Annotated in this window: 14 protein-coding genes; 6 read left to right on the top strand and 8 right to left on the bottom strand. The window is 57.5% G+C overall.

The genetic code is table 11. The features are described from left to right. Nucleotides 1–6: 6 nt before the first annotated feature. The 4 genes from ACOTXL_RS18465 to yihU are packed head-to-tail and all read right to left on the bottom strand — an operon-like array spanning nucleotide 7 to nucleotide 5,087. Entirely contained in the window at nucleotides 7–2,031 is a 2,025-nt protein-coding gene (locus ACOTXL_RS18465) for an alpha-glucosidase (RefSeq protein ID WP_045350726.1), read from the bottom strand. 16 nt (nucleotides 2,032–2,047) lie between these two features. Beyond that, complete coding sequence (yihS, locus tag ACOTXL_RS18470) at nucleotides 2,048–3,289, bottom strand: sulfoquinovose isomerase (protein ID WP_003861936.1); 1,242 nt, start codon at nucleotides 3,287–3,289, stop codon at nucleotides 2,048–2,050. A gap of 14 nt (nucleotides 3,290–3,303) precedes the next feature. Then, on the bottom strand, nucleotides 3,304–4,179 hold the full coding sequence (gene yihT / locus ACOTXL_RS18475) for a sulfofructosephosphate aldolase (protein WP_003861939.1): 876 nt from the start codon (nucleotides 4,177–4,179) through the stop codon (nucleotides 3,304–3,306). Nucleotides 4,180–4,196: 17 nt separating this feature from the next. Continuing rightward, nucleotides 4,197–5,087 carry a sulfolactaldehyde 3-reductase gene (yihU, locus tag ACOTXL_RS18480; protein WP_023323900.1) on the bottom strand — a complete coding sequence of 297 codons (891 nt, stop codon included), beginning with the start codon at nucleotides 5,085–5,087 and terminating at the stop codon, nucleotides 4,197–4,199. A 155-nt stretch (nucleotides 5,088–5,242) separates the two neighbouring features. Between yihU and ACOTXL_RS18485 the strand changes: the two genes are divergently transcribed. The 6 genes from ACOTXL_RS18485 to fabY all read left to right on the top strand — a co-directional run bounded on the left by ACOTXL_RS18485 (nucleotide 5,243) and on the right by fabY (nucleotide 9,987). Then, the gene (locus ACOTXL_RS18485; RefSeq protein WP_045346523.1) at nucleotides 5,243–6,139 is read left to right on the top strand and encodes a sugar kinase; all 897 of its coding nucleotides are present in this window, start codon (nucleotides 5,243–5,245) and stop codon (nucleotides 6,137–6,139) included. A gap of 34 nt (nucleotides 6,140–6,173) precedes the next feature. Then, nucleotides 6,174–6,974 carry a DeoR/GlpR family DNA-binding transcription regulator gene (locus ACOTXL_RS18490; RefSeq protein WP_003861944.1) on the top strand — a complete coding sequence of 267 codons (801 nt, stop codon included), beginning with the start codon at nucleotides 6,174–6,176 and terminating at the stop codon, nucleotides 6,972–6,974. Nucleotides 6,975–7,092: 118 nt separating this feature from the next. Next, on the top strand, nucleotides 7,093–7,692 hold the full coding sequence (gene yihX / locus ACOTXL_RS18495) for a glucose-1-phosphatase (RefSeq protein WP_003861947.1): 600 nt from the start codon (nucleotides 7,093–7,095) through the stop codon (nucleotides 7,690–7,692). Then, the gene (locus ACOTXL_RS18500) at nucleotides 7,686–8,567 is read left to right on the top strand and encodes a virulence factor BrkB family protein (protein ID WP_003861949.1); all 882 of its coding nucleotides are present in this window, start codon (nucleotides 7,686–7,688) and stop codon (nucleotides 8,565–8,567) included. The genes yihX and ACOTXL_RS18500 overlap by 7 nt, the downstream gene beginning before the upstream one ends. Next, on the top strand, nucleotides 8,564–9,001 hold the full coding sequence (gene dtd / locus ACOTXL_RS18505) for a D-aminoacyl-tRNA deacylase (RefSeq protein ID WP_003861951.1): 438 nt from the start codon (nucleotides 8,564–8,566) through the stop codon (nucleotides 8,999–9,001). The genes ACOTXL_RS18500 and dtd overlap by 4 nt, the downstream gene beginning before the upstream one ends. Before the next feature lie 44 nt (nucleotides 9,002–9,045). Beyond that, nucleotides 9,046–9,987, top strand: coding sequence for a fatty acid biosynthesis protein FabY (fabY, locus tag ACOTXL_RS18510; RefSeq protein ID WP_015569910.1), 942 nt, complete (start codon nucleotides 9,046–9,048; stop codon nucleotides 9,985–9,987). Nucleotides 9,988–9,995: 8 nt separating this feature from the next. Here fabY and ACOTXL_RS18515 read toward each other — a convergent pair whose 3' ends face one another. The 4 genes from ACOTXL_RS18515 to fdxH all read right to left on the bottom strand — a co-directional run bounded on the left by ACOTXL_RS18515 (nucleotide 9,996) and on the right by fdxH (nucleotide 13,692). After that, a complete protein-coding gene (locus tag ACOTXL_RS18515; RefSeq protein ID WP_003861954.1) occupies nucleotides 9,996–10,916 on the bottom strand; it encodes an alpha/beta hydrolase in 921 nt (306 codons plus the stop codon). Between the two features lie 315 nt (nucleotides 10,917–11,231). After that, complete coding sequence (fdhE, locus tag ACOTXL_RS18520) at nucleotides 11,232–12,161, bottom strand: formate dehydrogenase accessory protein FdhE (protein WP_023323896.1); 930 nt, start codon at nucleotides 12,159–12,161, stop codon at nucleotides 11,232–11,234. Continuing rightward, complete coding sequence (gene fdoI / locus ACOTXL_RS18525; protein WP_003861958.1) at nucleotides 12,158–12,793, bottom strand: formate dehydrogenase cytochrome b556 subunit; 636 nt, start codon at nucleotides 12,791–12,793, stop codon at nucleotides 12,158–12,160. Before fdoI ends, fdhE begins: the two co-directional genes overlap by 4 nt. Further along, the gene (gene fdxH, locus ACOTXL_RS18530) at nucleotides 12,790–13,692 is read right to left on the bottom strand and encodes a formate dehydrogenase subunit beta (protein ID WP_003861960.1); all 903 of its coding nucleotides are present in this window, start codon (nucleotides 13,690–13,692) and stop codon (nucleotides 12,790–12,792) included. Before fdxH ends, fdoI begins: the two co-directional genes overlap by 4 nt. Nucleotides 13,693–13,697 lie beyond the last annotated feature (5 nt).

Genomic DNA, 13,697 nt, shown 5'->3' on the forward strand with positions numbered 1-13,697 from the left:
GCCTTATCAGATATGACGTAAGGTGCTAAACAGATCGGCCCATTCGCTTTGCTGGCGATAGAAGACCGGCGGTTTGCCGAGCGGGGCATCAACGGTGATGTCACCGCCCTGGCAGGTTTCTCCGGTCCACGCATTGACCCAGGTGTCCTGCGGCAGATAGAGCGACCAGTCGCGGCGTCCCTTTTCATGAACCGGCGCCACCAGCAGATCGCGGCCAAACAGATACTGGTATTTCAGCGTGTAGGCGCGCGCGTCGTCCTCGTAGTGCAGGAAAAGCGGACGCATCACCGGCAGGCCGCTTTTCGCGTTCTGCGCGACCGCGGCTTTGATGTACGGCTTCAGAGTGGTGAAGACAGTGGTCATGCGCGCGAAGTGCGCGATGGTTTCCGCGTCGCCGTCGAACTGCCAGTTATCGCCTGGACGGTTGCCCTCATGGGTACGCATCATCGGCGTAAAGGCGCTGAAGTCGCACCAGCGCAGCAGCAGCTCTTTGCTGCGCTTCATCTCGAAGAGCGTCGTATAGCCGCCAATGTCGCTGTGGTGCAGGCCGTGCCCGGTCATCGCCAGCGACAGCGCCGCAGGGATGACGGACGCCAGACCGTCGTCCAGGCTCCAGTCGACGTTCTGATCCCCCGCCCACATCATCACCGAGTGCTTCTGGCTACCGGTGTAGCCTGCGCGCATGAAGAACAGGATCTCGCCGAGCTTGCCGGTCTCTTCCAGCGCCTCGTAGTTACATTTCGCCCACAGGGCAGGCCAGGCGTTATGCATGATCTCCGCGCTCACGCCGTTGTGCAGGAAGGTATCGGTCGGCAGATATTCCCCGAAATCGGCCATCCAGCCGCCGCAGCCCAGTTCGATCAGGTTCTTTTTAATGACCTCTTTGTACCAGTCGTAGGCTGCCGGGTTGGTCAGGTCGATAACGCCCGCGTAGAACTCGCCGAACTCGACGTGGTAGTCCTTGCCGTCGGCGTTTTTGGTCAGATAGCCGCGTTTCGCGGCCTCTTCGCAGAGATCTTTATCGCTGGCGACGTACGGGTTGATATAGGAGAGGAACTGCACGCCTTCTTCTTTCCACTGCGCAATCCGCGTATCAAGCTGCGGATAGAGCGCGCTGTTCCACTTCCAGTTCCACATTACGCGTTTGCCGAAGGAGGTCATGCGGATGCCGGACCAGTCCTGCGCCCAGATGCCGTTCACCTTTACGCCGCCGTTACGCATGGTGTCGAGCTTCTGCTGGCACACCTCGGTGCCGCCCTGGATGCCCAGCGTCACGCCGTCGTACACCCAGTCCGGCAGCTCCGGCTGGCGTCCCAGCAGGCCGGTCAGTTTTTCCAGCAGATCGACGTACGTTTCCGCACATTCGAAGCGCAGCGTGGCGTTATCTTCCCAGAACGCCAGCTCGTGGAAGTCAGGGGCGCTGAAGTCGAAGTTCATATAGCAGCTGTTATCCACGTGGCAGTAGTACTTCTGGGTGCTCACGAAGGTGGGCTGCGGGAAGAAGGTCCAGTAGTAGTCACCGCCTGCGTTCTCTTTGCAGTCGGCCTGCCAGGTGACGTAGGTCTGCTTATTGCGGCCCACGCCCTGCTCGCTGGTCCACAGCGGGAACGGCTTGCCGCGCAAATCGAAATACGAGAACTGCTCGCCGCAGCCGTAAATATGATCGTCAGGCTGAGCTGCCAGCCGCAACCAGATGCGGTTATGGCTGGCGGCATCATTTTTCAGCTTCAGCTCCAGACGGCCTTCCGCATCCACGCCCACCAGCAGCGTGGCGCTCACCGCGTCGCCGCGGGTAAAGCGGATTGCCCAGCCCGCGCTTTGCTGCGTAACGGTCGCGTTCGTCAGGGCAATCTTTTCGTTGAGCTTGTCTTTAATGCTGAAGTTGCCGCGAAACATCTCGATATCCGCCTCACCTGCGCCAATCCACAGGCAAGGGGCATCCGCGGTGTGGGATAAAATCAGACGGTCCTGCCAGCGCAGGGTGAAGCCACTTTCGTTATTTTTCAGGTCAATATTGTGTAGGGTACGCATAAAAACTCCGTCTTAATTATTTGGCCTGGCTATCCAGTAATCCGGCGGCGACGGCAGGCGCTAAGCCCGGTGCCAGCGGCAGGCGGGGGATCACCAGGCAGTGCAGCAGATGGTAAATATCCTGCTTGCCGTCCCAGACTTTGGTGGTCACTTCGTTGTTGGTGTCCAGCTCCTGCCACCAGGATCCGTTTTCGTAATCCATCAGATACTTGATGCAGTAATCCCACCATTTCTGATACCAGGCTTCGTACTGCGCCTCGCCGGTCACGGTATAGAGGGCATAGGCCGTGCCCATCGCCTCGACGATTGGCCAGCGCACGCGTTCGCGCACGATTGGCTTGCCGTCCCAGCCCACGGAGTAGACAAAGCCGTCCGCCCCGTCGGGTGCCCAGGCGTCGCGGATGGTGGCGTGGAACAGTCCTTTCGCATCTTCCAGCAGCCACTCCGGCGGGGTTTCAAAGCGCGCTTCCAGCGCGGCGCGCAGGTGCAGCATCAGGCGGCCCCACTCAATCCAGTGCCCAGGCGTGCCGCCATAGGCGCGGAAGCGGTGGGCGGGGTTATCGATGTTATAGTCGCGGATCGGGTTCCAGTTGGTGTCAAAATGCTCGTTAACGCGGTACTCCCCTTTGCGCGCCACGTCGTGAATAATCACCGAGGCGATGCGCAGGGCGCGGTCGAGCCATTTGCGGTCGTGGGTCACGTCATAAACGATGAGGAAAGCTTCCACGGCGTGCATGTTGGCATTACCGCCGCGATAGTCTTCCGTTTTGCTGAAGGCTTCGTCCCAGGACTCCAGGCACATCTGCTCCTGTTCGCTCCAGAAATAGCGCTCAATCACCTCGATGGCGTCGTCCAGCAACTTGCGTGCCTGCGGATGGCCGGTGGTGACGGCGCTCGCCGCGCCCAGCAGGACGAAGAAATGCTGATAGCCCTGCTTGGACGCATCAATCACGCCTTCATCGTTTACGCAGGCGTACCAGCCGCCGTGCTGCTTGTCGCGCAGCGGACCGTTCAGGGCATTAATGCCGTGCTCAACCAGGGCGTACGCGCCGGGGCGCCCCATGTTCGCCGCCACCGCGTATACATGCAGCATGCGGGCGGTGATCCACAGATGTGTGCCCATATCGCTACGCACCTGCCCGTTATTGCCCAGCCAGCCAAAGCCGGTCGGTACGGCGGCGTTTTTACCGAAATCGAGAATGCGGTCGGTCTCTTGTTCGAGCCAGCGGTTATGGCTCAGGGTGTTAAACCATTTCATGTTCGGATCCTTTCTTAACGGCGAGCCATCATTTCGTCGACGATCTCACCCAGACGCTGAAGTTTTGGTACGGAAATATCACGCAGCATCAGCTCGGTGTCCGGCAGGCCAATCACAGAGGACCAGACGGCGCGACCGGCTAAAAAGCCCGATGCCCCCGCCTGCATCGCCACGCTCACCGCGCGCGGGAATAACTTATCGTCAACGCCGGACGAGAGGATCACCCACGGCATGGCGATGTTCTCGTTAAGCTTTTGCGAGGCCGCCAGCAGCTCTTGCTGCGTGCCCTTGCCAAACAGTGGCATCTCCACTTTGTAGAGGTCGGCACCGCTGTCGCCCAGCTCTTTGGCCGCGTCGATAATCGCCTGTTCGCGGTTAAACGCGGCACCGCGACGCGGTGGACGCACCACCGGCTCGATAATGCTCAGCAGACCGTTATCGTGGCACAGCGTATTGAACGCTTTCACCATCTCCAGGCGCTGCTGCGGATCTTCATCGCTGCGCCACAGCACCAGCAGCTTCAGTGCTTTGCCGCCATCGCGCTTGACCGCCTGCGCGTCGACGTTCTTGTCGATCGCCACGCTGTCGACCGGAATACCGTTCCCCGGGATAAATTCGTCGGCGGCCACAATCATCGCGCAGCTTTTGGCCACGGCCTGCTGCTCGACAATCTGGCGATAGCAGAACTGCTGGTCGACAAGGATCGCAGAGGCGTACGGCGACAGAATTTTTGCCGCGTTGACTTTAAAATCCGTCAGGTGCTGGTCGGTTACCGGTACCGGCGCGCCTGCCGCCGCAAACATCAGGCGCATCGCTTCGCGCTGATCCACGGCCAGCATCGCAAAACCGCCGGAAGGTCGGGTGATATCTTTCAGGGTGTACATCGTCATTCCTCAGTCCTTTCGTATCAGTGTGATTTTTTCAGCCCGGCAGATGCGCGAACCTGTTCAAGAATGGCCGTCCAGTCCTCGCGCCCGCGCCCGGCGGCGCGAGCCTGGTTGTAAACTTCGCGGGAGGCCGCGCCCAGCGGCATCGGAACGTGGAGCTGGTTGGCCACGTCGAGGGCGATCCCCAGGTCTTTATGCGCAAGGTCGATCATGAAGGCGGGAGAAAGATCCCCTTTCAGCACCTTGTTCGGCCAGGATGTCGTGAAGTGGCCTTTACCCGCAGGTGTGCCGCTCATGACCTTGAGCGCCACGTCAAAGGAGAGGCCAAGCGCTTCGCACAGTACGGCGGCCTCGGCGGAAAGGGCGTTCAGGGCGATGCTCATGTAGTTATTGATAAGCTTCACGCGGATGCCCATGCCTGGCCCGCCGGCGTTAATCAGTTCATTGCCCATCGCCATTAATACCGGGGTGGCGCGCTCAACCTGCTGCGCCGTACCGCCCGCCAGCAGGAGCAGCGTACCGGCGATGGCATGGTCAGAGGTGCGTCCGACGGGCACGTCCATCAGGCTGAAGCCTTGCTCAGCCATGTCGCGTATCAGCGCGTCGGTTTGCAGCGGGTGGATGGTGGACATATCAATCACCAGCGCGTCGCGGGATAACCCTTCGCACACGCCGTGCTCGCCGAACAGCACGCTGCGCACCAGGTCGCCGTTTGGCAGCATGGTAATGACGAATTCCGCGTCCGTTGCTGCCTGTGCGGGCGTAGCCGCCGCCCGAGCGCCGCTCTCTACCAGCGCCTGAACCGCCTGCGGGTTCACATCAAAAACGTTAAGCTGGTGGCCCTGTTTCAACAGATTCTTCGCCATGGGCGCGCCCATCTGTCCTAAGCCGATAAATGCGATTGCTGACATGCCTCTCTCCTGTCACATCGTGTCAATTTTTGCGCGTTTGTGGTGTCTGTTTTTGATCGTATTTGTAATTTATAGTCAAAAAATTGACACGGGTCACTTTTTAAACATTTGGTGAAATTAAAATGAAGGCATCAGAAATCGCAGAAGGAATCACCATGACTCGCATCGTTTGTGTCGGCATTACCGTGCTGGATCGCATCTGGTATCTCGATGATTTACCGAAAGAAGGTGGGAAATATGTCGCAAAAGACTATACGGAAGTGGGCGGCGGCCCGGCGGCAACGGCGGCAGTGGCAGCCGCGAAACTGGGCGCGGAAGTGGATTTTATTGGCCGGGTGGGGGACGACGATACCGGCAGACGGCTGCTCGCGGAGCTGGAATCCCTGGGGGTGAATACCCGCTACACGCGCGTAGTTAAGGGAGCCCGATCGTCGCAATCGGCGGTGCTGGTGGACGGCAGCGGGGAGCGTGTTATAGCGAACTATTCCAGCCCCGATCTCCCTGCGGTGGCAGACTGGCTGCAAGAAATCGACTTCTCGCAGTGGGATATTGTCTTAGCCGATGTGCGCTGGCATGACGGGGCAAAACAGGCATTTACCCTGGCCCGTCAGCAGGGCGTACCGACGTTGCTTGATGCGGATGTCACCCCGCAGGACATCGCGGAGCTGATCGCCCTAAGCGACCACGCGGCCTTCTCCGCGCCGGGATTGCGGCGTTTAACGCAGCGGGATGACACCGAAGACGCGCTGAAAAAAGCACAAACGCTCACAAATGGACATGTGTATGTTACGCAGGGGCGAGACGGCTGCTTCTGGCTGGAAAACGGCGCATTGTGTCATCAGCCCGGCTTTGAGGTGAACGTGGTGGATACCACCGGGGCGGGCGACGTGTTCCACGGTGCGCTGGCGGTCAGCCTGGGGCAGAAATTACCCGCCGCAGACGCCGTGCGTTTTGCCAGCGCCGTCGCAGCACTGAAATGCACAAAGCCCGGCGGGCGCGCGGGTATACCCGACTGTGATCAAACCCGCTCTTTTTTGTCACTTTTTGTATAAAATGCGGGGCGTGATGGTTTTCAGAGGACAGCCCATGAGCCTTACCGAACTGACCGGCAACCCGCGTCACGATCAGCTGCTGACGCTGATTGCCGATCGCGGCTATATGAACATTGATGAACTGGCGCAGCTGCTGGATGTCTCCACGCAAACCGTGCGCCGGGATATCCGTAAGCTCAGCGAGCAGGGGCTGATCACCCGTCATCACGGCGGCGCGGGCAGGGCATCCAGCGTGGTCAACACGGCGTTCGAACAGCGTGAAGTCTCGCTTACCGAAGAGAAACGGGCGATTGCCGAAGCGATTGCGGACTATATTCCCGACGGTTCGACCATTTTTATCACCATCGGGACGACCGTGGAGCACGTTGCCCGGGCGCTGCTTAACCATAATCATCTGCGCATCATCACTAACAGCCTGCGGGTGGCGCACATTCTTTATAAGAATCCGCGCTTTGAGGTGATGGTGCCCGGCGGTACGCTGCGCCCGCATAACGGCGGCATTATCGGTCCTGCGGCAACGGCGTTCGTGTCAGGATTTCGCGCAGATTACCTGGTCACCAGCGTCGGGGCGATAGAGCACGACGGCGCGATGATGGAATTTGACGTTAACGAAGCCAGCGTGGTGAAAACCATGATCGCTCACTCCCGTCACATTTTACTGGCGGCCGATCATACGAAATACCACGCCTCCGCGGCGGTTGAAATTGGCAACGTGGCGCAGGCGACGGCGCTGTTCACCGATGAGCTGCCCGGCCCGGCGCTGCAAAATCACCTCAAATCCAGCAAGGTTGAGGTTGTCGAAGTCAATTCCGGAGAAGAGCAGCAGGCTGGCTGATCATCCTATGGCCCGATATTGCGATTCGGGCCTTTCCTTTCTCTAAGCTGAATCTGGCGCATAGCTAAAGTTTCTCTTTCCCGCTACAGTTACTTCTCCACGGCGAAAGGAGATAAACATGCTTTATATCTTTGACTTAGGAAATGTAATCGTCGATATCGATTTTAACCGGGTGTTGGGCGCATGGAGCGATTTTAGCCGTGTTCCGCTGGCGACGTTAAAGCAGAATTTCGCGATGGGTGAGACTTTCCATCTGCACGAGCGCGGTGAGATCAGCGATGAAGCGTTCGCAGAGCGTTTCTGTCAGGAAATGGGTCTTTCGTTAAGCTACGAGCAGTTTTCCCACGGCTGGCAGGCCATATTTGTCGCGATCCGCCCGGAAGTGATCGACATCATGCACAAGCTGCGCGAGCAGGGGCATCGTGTTGTCGTGCTGTCTAATACTAACCGCCTGCATACCACCTTCTGGCCGGATGAATACCCGGAAATTCACGCGGCGGCAGATAAAGTGTATCTCTCCCAGGAGATGGGGATGCGTAAACCTGAGGCGCGCATCTATCAGGCAGTATTGCAGGAAGAAGGATTCACGGCAGCGGATGCGGTCTTTTTTGACGACAACGCCGATAATATAGAAGGGGCTAATCAGTTAGGTATCACCTCCATTCTGGTGACCGGAAAAGAGACGATACCGAACTACTTTGCGAAGCAGTTATGCTAAAAACCGTTCATCAAAAAGCCAATCACCACACGCGCCCGCTGAGGGCGTGGTTGAAACTCCTCTGGCATCGCATTGATGAGGACAACATGACCACGCTGGCGGGCAATCTCGCTTACGTGTCGTTGCTCTCGCTGGTGCCGCTGGTGGCGGTGATTTTTGCGCTTTTTTCGGCATTTCCAATGTTTGCCGATGTGAGCATGCAGCTTCGCCATTTTGTTTTCGCAAACTTTATTCCTGCCACCGGCGATGTGATCCAGAACTACATTGAGCAGTTTGTCGCAAACTCCAGCAAGATGACGGCGGTGGGGGCGTGTGGGCTTATTGTTACCGCGCTGCTGCTGATGTACTCCATCGACAGTGCGCTCAACACCATCTGGCGGAGCAAAAAAGTCCGCCCGAAGGTTTACTCCTTTGCCGTCTACTGGATGATTTTAACCCTTGGCCCATTGCTGGCGGGGGCAAGCCTGGCGATCAGCTCCTACCTTCTTTCGCTGCGCTGGGCGACCGACTTAAACAGCGTGATCGATAACGTGCTGCGTATCTTCCCGCTGATTTTATCGTGGCTTTCGTTCTGGCTGCTCTACAGCGTGGTACCAACCACGCGCGTACCCAACCGGGATGCCGTGGTGGGTGCTCTGGTCGCGGCGTTGCTCTTTGAGCTGGGCAAGAAAGGATTCGCGCTTTATATCACCATGTTCCCCTCTTATCAGCTGATTTACGGTGTGCTGGCGGTGATCCCCATTTTGTTTGTCTGGGTCTACTGGACGTGGTGTATCGTCTTGCTTGGCGCCGAAATAACTGTCACTCTCGGGGTCTACCGCGAACTCAAAAAAGCAGCAGAAGCTGAAAAACAACAAGAAGCAGACCAACCATGATTGCATTGATTCAGCGCGTAACCCGTGCCAGCGTCACCGTGGCGGATGAGGTGACGGGTGAAATTGGCCCAGGACTTTTGGTGCTCCTGGGTGTCGAAAAAGATGACGACGAACAAAAAGCTAACCGCTTATGTGAGCGCGTGCTGGGCTACCGCATTTTCAGCGATGCGGAAGGCAAGATGAACCTGAACGTTCAGCAGGCGGGCGGCAGCGTGCTGGTGGTTTCCCAGTTTACGTTGGCTGCGGATACCGAACGCGGCATGCGGCCGAGTTTTTCGAAGGGCGCGGCACCGGAGCGCGCAGAAGCTCTATACGAGTACTTTGTTGAGCGCTGTCGCCAACAGGACATGAATACACAAACCGGACGATTCGCTGCGGATATGCAGGTTTCGCTGGTGAACGATGGCCCCGTCACATTCTGGCTCCAGGTATGAGCCAACTGGCGGTATGGCCGCGGGTAACAAGAGAGAGTACAGCTATGTATCACCTTCGAGTACCGCAAACGGAAGAAGAATTAGACGCTTATTACCATTTCCGCTGGGAAATGCTGCGCAAACCACTGCATCAACCGAAAGGCTCTGAACGCGACGCCTGGGACGCGATGGCGCACCACCAGATGGTGGTTGATGAAGAGGGCAACCTCGTTGCCGTGGGACGTCTGTACATCAATGCCGACAACGAAGCTTCAATCCGCTTTATGGCCGTTCATCCCTCCGTGCAGGACAAAGGCCTTGGAACGCTGATGGCAATGACGCTGGAATCCGTTGCCCGTCAGGAAGGGGTCAAGCGCGTCACCTGTAGCGCCCGCGAAGATGCCGTTGAGTTCTTTGCCAAGCTTGGTTTCGTGAATCAGGGGGAAATCACCGCCCCGCAAACTACGCCGATTCGTCACTTTTTGATGATCAAACCCATCGCCACGCTGGACGATATTCTCCATCGCGCCGACTGGTGCGGGCAGCTCCAGCAGGCGTGGTATCAGCACATACCGCTCAGTGAAAAAATGGGCGTGCGTATTCAGCAGTATACCGGACAAAAATTTATCACCACCATGCCGGAAACCGGCAACCAGAACCCGCACCATACCCTGTTTGCCGGCAGCCTGTTTTCACTCGCCACGCTCACCGGATGGGGACTGATCTGGCTGATGCTGCGCGAACGTCATCTCGGCGGCACCATTATTCTGGCCGATGCCCATATCCGCTACAGCGCGCCGATCAGCGGCAAGCCGAGCGCGGTAGCTGACCTGGGCGCACTGGGCGGCGATCTCGACCGTCTGGCGCGTGGACGTAAAGCACGCGTACAGATGCAGGTTGAGCTGTTCGGCGATGAAACGCCAGGCGCGGTGTTTGAAGGCACCTATATCGTTCTGCCTGCGAAGCCGTATGGCGCGTATGAAGAGGGTGGGAACGAGGAGGAGTAGTCTCCTTCTCACTCTCGCCCGGCATGGTTAATGCGCCAGGCAATATCTCGCATAATGTCTCGCGCTGACTGGCTAATTCCACCCAACTGGAAGAAGCCGTGAATTACACCCCGCCATTGTTGAGCGGTACACTTCACGCCTTGCGCCGTGAGGCGCTGATAAAGCGCCTCGCCTTCGTCACGTAACGGATCATACTCAGCGGTAACAATATGGACCTTCGGCAGACCGCTAAAGTCGTTGCGCCACAGTGGACTGACTTCAGGATGCTGACGGTCGGCTCCAGCCAGATACATTTCATAGCCGCTCAAAAGGGTATCGCGAGTAATCACGTAATCCATGCCATTGAGGGTATAGCTTTCAAGACTGGCCGTAGCGTCGAGCATGGGATAGATAAGAATGAGCTGCGCGGGATCCCAGAGCCCTTTTGCCTTAAGCCGCAATGACGTTACCAGCGCCAAATGCCCTCCTGCGCTGTCTCCACAGAGGGTGAGTCGGTTCTTATCCACGCCTAATTCGTCTGCATACTGCCAGACCAGATTCGCACCTCTTTCAGCATCGTCATGTGCGGCGGGGAAGGTATGCTCCGGCGCCAGTCTGTACTGAATCGCAATCACCCGGCAATTGCCGTAGTAGGCTAACTGACGGAGCTGGTTGTCATGGGTATCAAAGCCGCCGCTGATAAAACATCCGCCGTGGTAGTAGATGGCAGCAGGCAATATTTCAGGCGCATTGAGAGGTGAAAATACCCGAATGGTAAGACCCTCAAGAACAAGCGTCTCCAGCTGAACGCGCGTTTCGGTCTTCCCGGCAAGCTCCGTGCTGGCAATATAGCCTGCTCGTCGTACCTCAATTGTCTGGCGACGCGATGAGGGGCGACCTGCAGCGATAAATCCTTGAACCAGCCGTTCAATACCCTTTTCCAGTGCCATGAAAACACCTTTTAACTGTATGAATGTACAGCTTTATAGCCTGGTTTGATTCAAAAGAAAACAAGAATATTATTGAGGGGAAAAGTCTTGAAAGCTGCTCGCAAAGGCGAGAGCTTTTTTATTATCTGCTTTCGTCACAGACATAAAGTGCGGATGTTGCCTGAGATTTGCCGTGGAAGCGATGCTAAAGCGATAACGCGTCTTTAGACGGATCCTGGACTACGGGCTGAAGAGCATCTGGCATATAAGACGGCAGGTATTGCTGTCGAGGTGTAGGCCGGGCAAGCTCGCGCCGCCCGGCACTGTCACAGGAGATTACTCCCCTTCACCCGGGAACAGGAACGGGTTGATAGAGCTGCGGGCAAAGCCCTCCTGCTCCATTTTGGCGTCCAGAATCAGCGAGGCGAGATCGTCGGCCACCGCTTCGACTTTCGGGTCTTTTTCCTGATACAGAATCTTCAGGTAAGTCCCGCAGTCGCCGCAGCTTTCGGCTTTCACCGCTGCGTCTTCGTTTTCCAGCGACCAGTAGTTCAGATCGCGGGTCTGCTCGCAGTTGCTGCACTTCACGCGCACCACGTGCCACTCGGTTTCACACAGGTTGCAGTGCAGGTAGCGCAGCCCCTGTGTCGTACCAATCTGTACCATGCTGGAGACCGGCATTGAACCACACACCGGACAGAACTGGCGCGCTTCGCCGTATTCGGCGCGGGCTTTGCCTGGGATCAGGCTCGCCATTTGCGCCCAGTAGAGCGACAGCGCAGCCCAGATGAACGGCGCTTTATCGCTGCTCACCAGCGAGAAGTCGGAAGCAAACAGCGCGCTCGCCATCTCTTCCAGCTCTTGCTCTGAGGCTTTTTCCAGGTTCTCAATGACCGCCAGCGCCGTGCCGCTCATCTCGGGCTTCAGCTCGGCAATCAGCGAATGCAGCAGCTTATGCCAGTGCTTGTCGCGCGGCAGGACGTGAATGTCCAGCGGCGGCTTGCCCTGTTCGTTGGCTTCTTTGATGCGTGCGGTCAGGTCCATTTGCAGCGGATGGTCGTACAGCACCACTTCCTGCGCATGGGCGACCAGCGCGGCAAAACGCAGAAAATCGCCCAGCGGGTTGTTCTCTGCCAGCTCGCGCAGACGCTCTGCGCGGCGGTTGTAGAGGTTCTTGAGTCTGGGGAATAACAACGGCGGAATATACTCCGCCGTACGTTTCTCGCTCGACCCCAGCTCATCTTGCGGGATTATGCGAATACTCATTCAGATGACTTTTCCTGTTTCTGGCGGACTTCTCGGTACCAGCGCGGGTGATGTTTCTTCGCCCACGTTTTGGTGACCCAGCCTTCCACCATCGCGGTAATGGTGCCTTTCACCCAAAGGGCGGCGTAAATATGCACCATGATAACCACAATTAACGCCACTGCGGCAAATGAATGCAGCATTAGCGCAAATCGGATCACCGGGATTGAGAAAGCAGGCGCAAAGTACGGACGCCAGATGATCACGCCGCTCACCAGCAACAGGACCAGGAAGATAATCGCCGCCCAGAATACGCATTTCTGGCCGAAGTTATAACGCCCGGTATCACCTACTTCCTCGTTGACGACGATCTTACGAATATTCTTCGCCCAAAAGATATCATCCCGATTGATTAGGTTATGGTGCCAGTAACGGAAAAACATGATGATGAACGACGCGAACATGATGACGCCCACAAACGGGTGCAGTATACGCGCCAGCTGTGGTGTCCCCATGATCTGCATCAGCCAGTTGAAGGACGGGAAGAAGAACCCCAGCCCGCTTATCGCCGCCAGCATGAAGCAGAAGGCGGTGACCCAGTGGTTGATACGTTCCGGCGCGGTGTAGCGCACGATGGTGTCACGTTTTCTCATTTGCGCACCTCGTCTTTCTCTTCATGCAGGTTGTCGTCTTCCTCTTCCGCGCGGTTCGGACCAACGCCGACGTAGTGGAAGATGCTCGCTGCGAAGGTGGCAGCAAAACCGACCGCTGCCAGCGGTTTCCAGATGCCTTTCCAGAACTTCACGGTGGCGCTGATTTCCGGGTTCTCCGGCAGGCCGTGATACAGGTTCGGCTTGTCGGCGTGGTGCAGCACGTACATGACGTGCGTACCGCCAACCCCGGCCGGATCGTACAGGCCCGCGTTATCGTAACCACGGGTTTTCAGCTCGCCCACGCGCTCTGCCGCCAGCGTTTTCATATCCTCTTTGGAGCCAAAGTGGATAGCGCCGGTTGGACAGGTCTTCACGCACGCTGGCTCCTGGCCGACATTTACGCGGTCAACGCACAGCGTACATTTGTAGACGCGGTTGTCTTCCGGGTTCATGCGCGGCACGTCGAACGGACAGCCCGCAATGCAGTAGCCGCAGCCAATGCACTGCTCGGACTGGAAGTCGACGATGCCGTTGGCATACTGAATGATAGCCCCTTCTGACGGACACGCCTTCAGGCAGCCCGGATCCGCACAGTGCATACAGCCGTCTTTGCGAATAAGCCATTCCAGCTTGTCGTTCTGCTCCACTTCCGAGAAACGCATTACCGTCCAGGACTTGGCGGTCAGGTCCGCCGGGTTGTCGTACACCCCGACGTTGTGACCCACTTCGTCACGGATGTCGTTCCACTCAGAGCAGGCCACCTGACAGGCTTTACAGCCGATACAGGTGGTCACGTCGATAAGCTTCGCCACTTCCTGCTGGTGGTCCCGCGCCTGAGGCGCGGGCGTGAAACCGTTAGTCGCGGAACGACGGATAATGTCTTGAGATTGATAAGCCATAAGTC

This window comes from Enterobacter cloacae complex sp. IR5402 (genome assembly GCF_049238125.1).
Classification (GTDB): Bacteria; Pseudomonadota; Gammaproteobacteria; order Enterobacterales; family Enterobacteriaceae; genus Enterobacter; species Enterobacter hormaechei_C.

Coding starts and splice junctions, on each gene's coding strand:
- yihT (WP_003861939.1), bottom strand. CDS start 4,179: ATGACGATGTACACCCTGAAAGATATCACCCGACCTTCCGGCGGTTTT.
- fabY (WP_015569910.1), top strand. CDS start 9,046: ATGTATCACCTTCGAGTACCGCAAACGGAAGAAGAATTAGACGCTTAT.
- ACOTXL_RS18490 (WP_003861944.1), top strand. CDS start 6,174: ATGAGCCTTACCGAACTGACCGGCAACCCGCGTCACGATCAGCTGCTG.
- dtd (WP_003861951.1), top strand. CDS start 8,564: ATGATTGCATTGATTCAGCGCGTAACCCGTGCCAGCGTCACCGTGGCG.
- ACOTXL_RS18515 (WP_003861954.1), bottom strand. CDS start 10,916: ATGGCACTGGAAAAGGGTATTGAACGGCTGGTTCAAGGATTTATCGCT.
- fdxH (WP_003861960.1), bottom strand. CDS start 13,692: ATGGCTTATCAATCTCAAGACATTATCCGTCGTTCCGCGACTAACGGT.
- ACOTXL_RS18485 (WP_045346523.1), top strand. CDS start 5,243: ATGACTCGCATCGTTTGTGTCGGCATTACCGTGCTGGATCGCATCTGG.
- ACOTXL_RS18500 (WP_003861949.1), top strand. CDS start 7,686: ATGCTAAAAACCGTTCATCAAAAAGCCAATCACCACACGCGCCCGCTG.
- ACOTXL_RS18465 (WP_045350726.1), bottom strand. CDS start 2,031: ATGCGTACCCTACACAATATTGACCTGAAAAATAACGAAAGTGGCTTC.
- fdhE (WP_023323896.1), bottom strand. CDS start 12,161: ATGAGTATTCGCATAATCCCGCAAGATGAGCTGGGGTCGAGCGAGAAA.
- yihU (WP_023323900.1), bottom strand. CDS start 5,087: ATGTCAGCAATCGCATTTATCGGCTTAGGACAGATGGGCGCGCCCATG.
- fdoI (WP_003861958.1), bottom strand. CDS start 12,793: ATGAGAAAACGTGACACCATCGTGCGCTACACCGCGCCGGAACGTATC.
- yihX (WP_003861947.1), top strand. CDS start 7,093: ATGCTTTATATCTTTGACTTAGGAAATGTAATCGTCGATATCGATTTT.
- yihS (WP_003861936.1), bottom strand. CDS start 3,289: ATGAAATGGTTTAACACCCTGAGCCATAACCGCTGGCTCGAACAAGAG.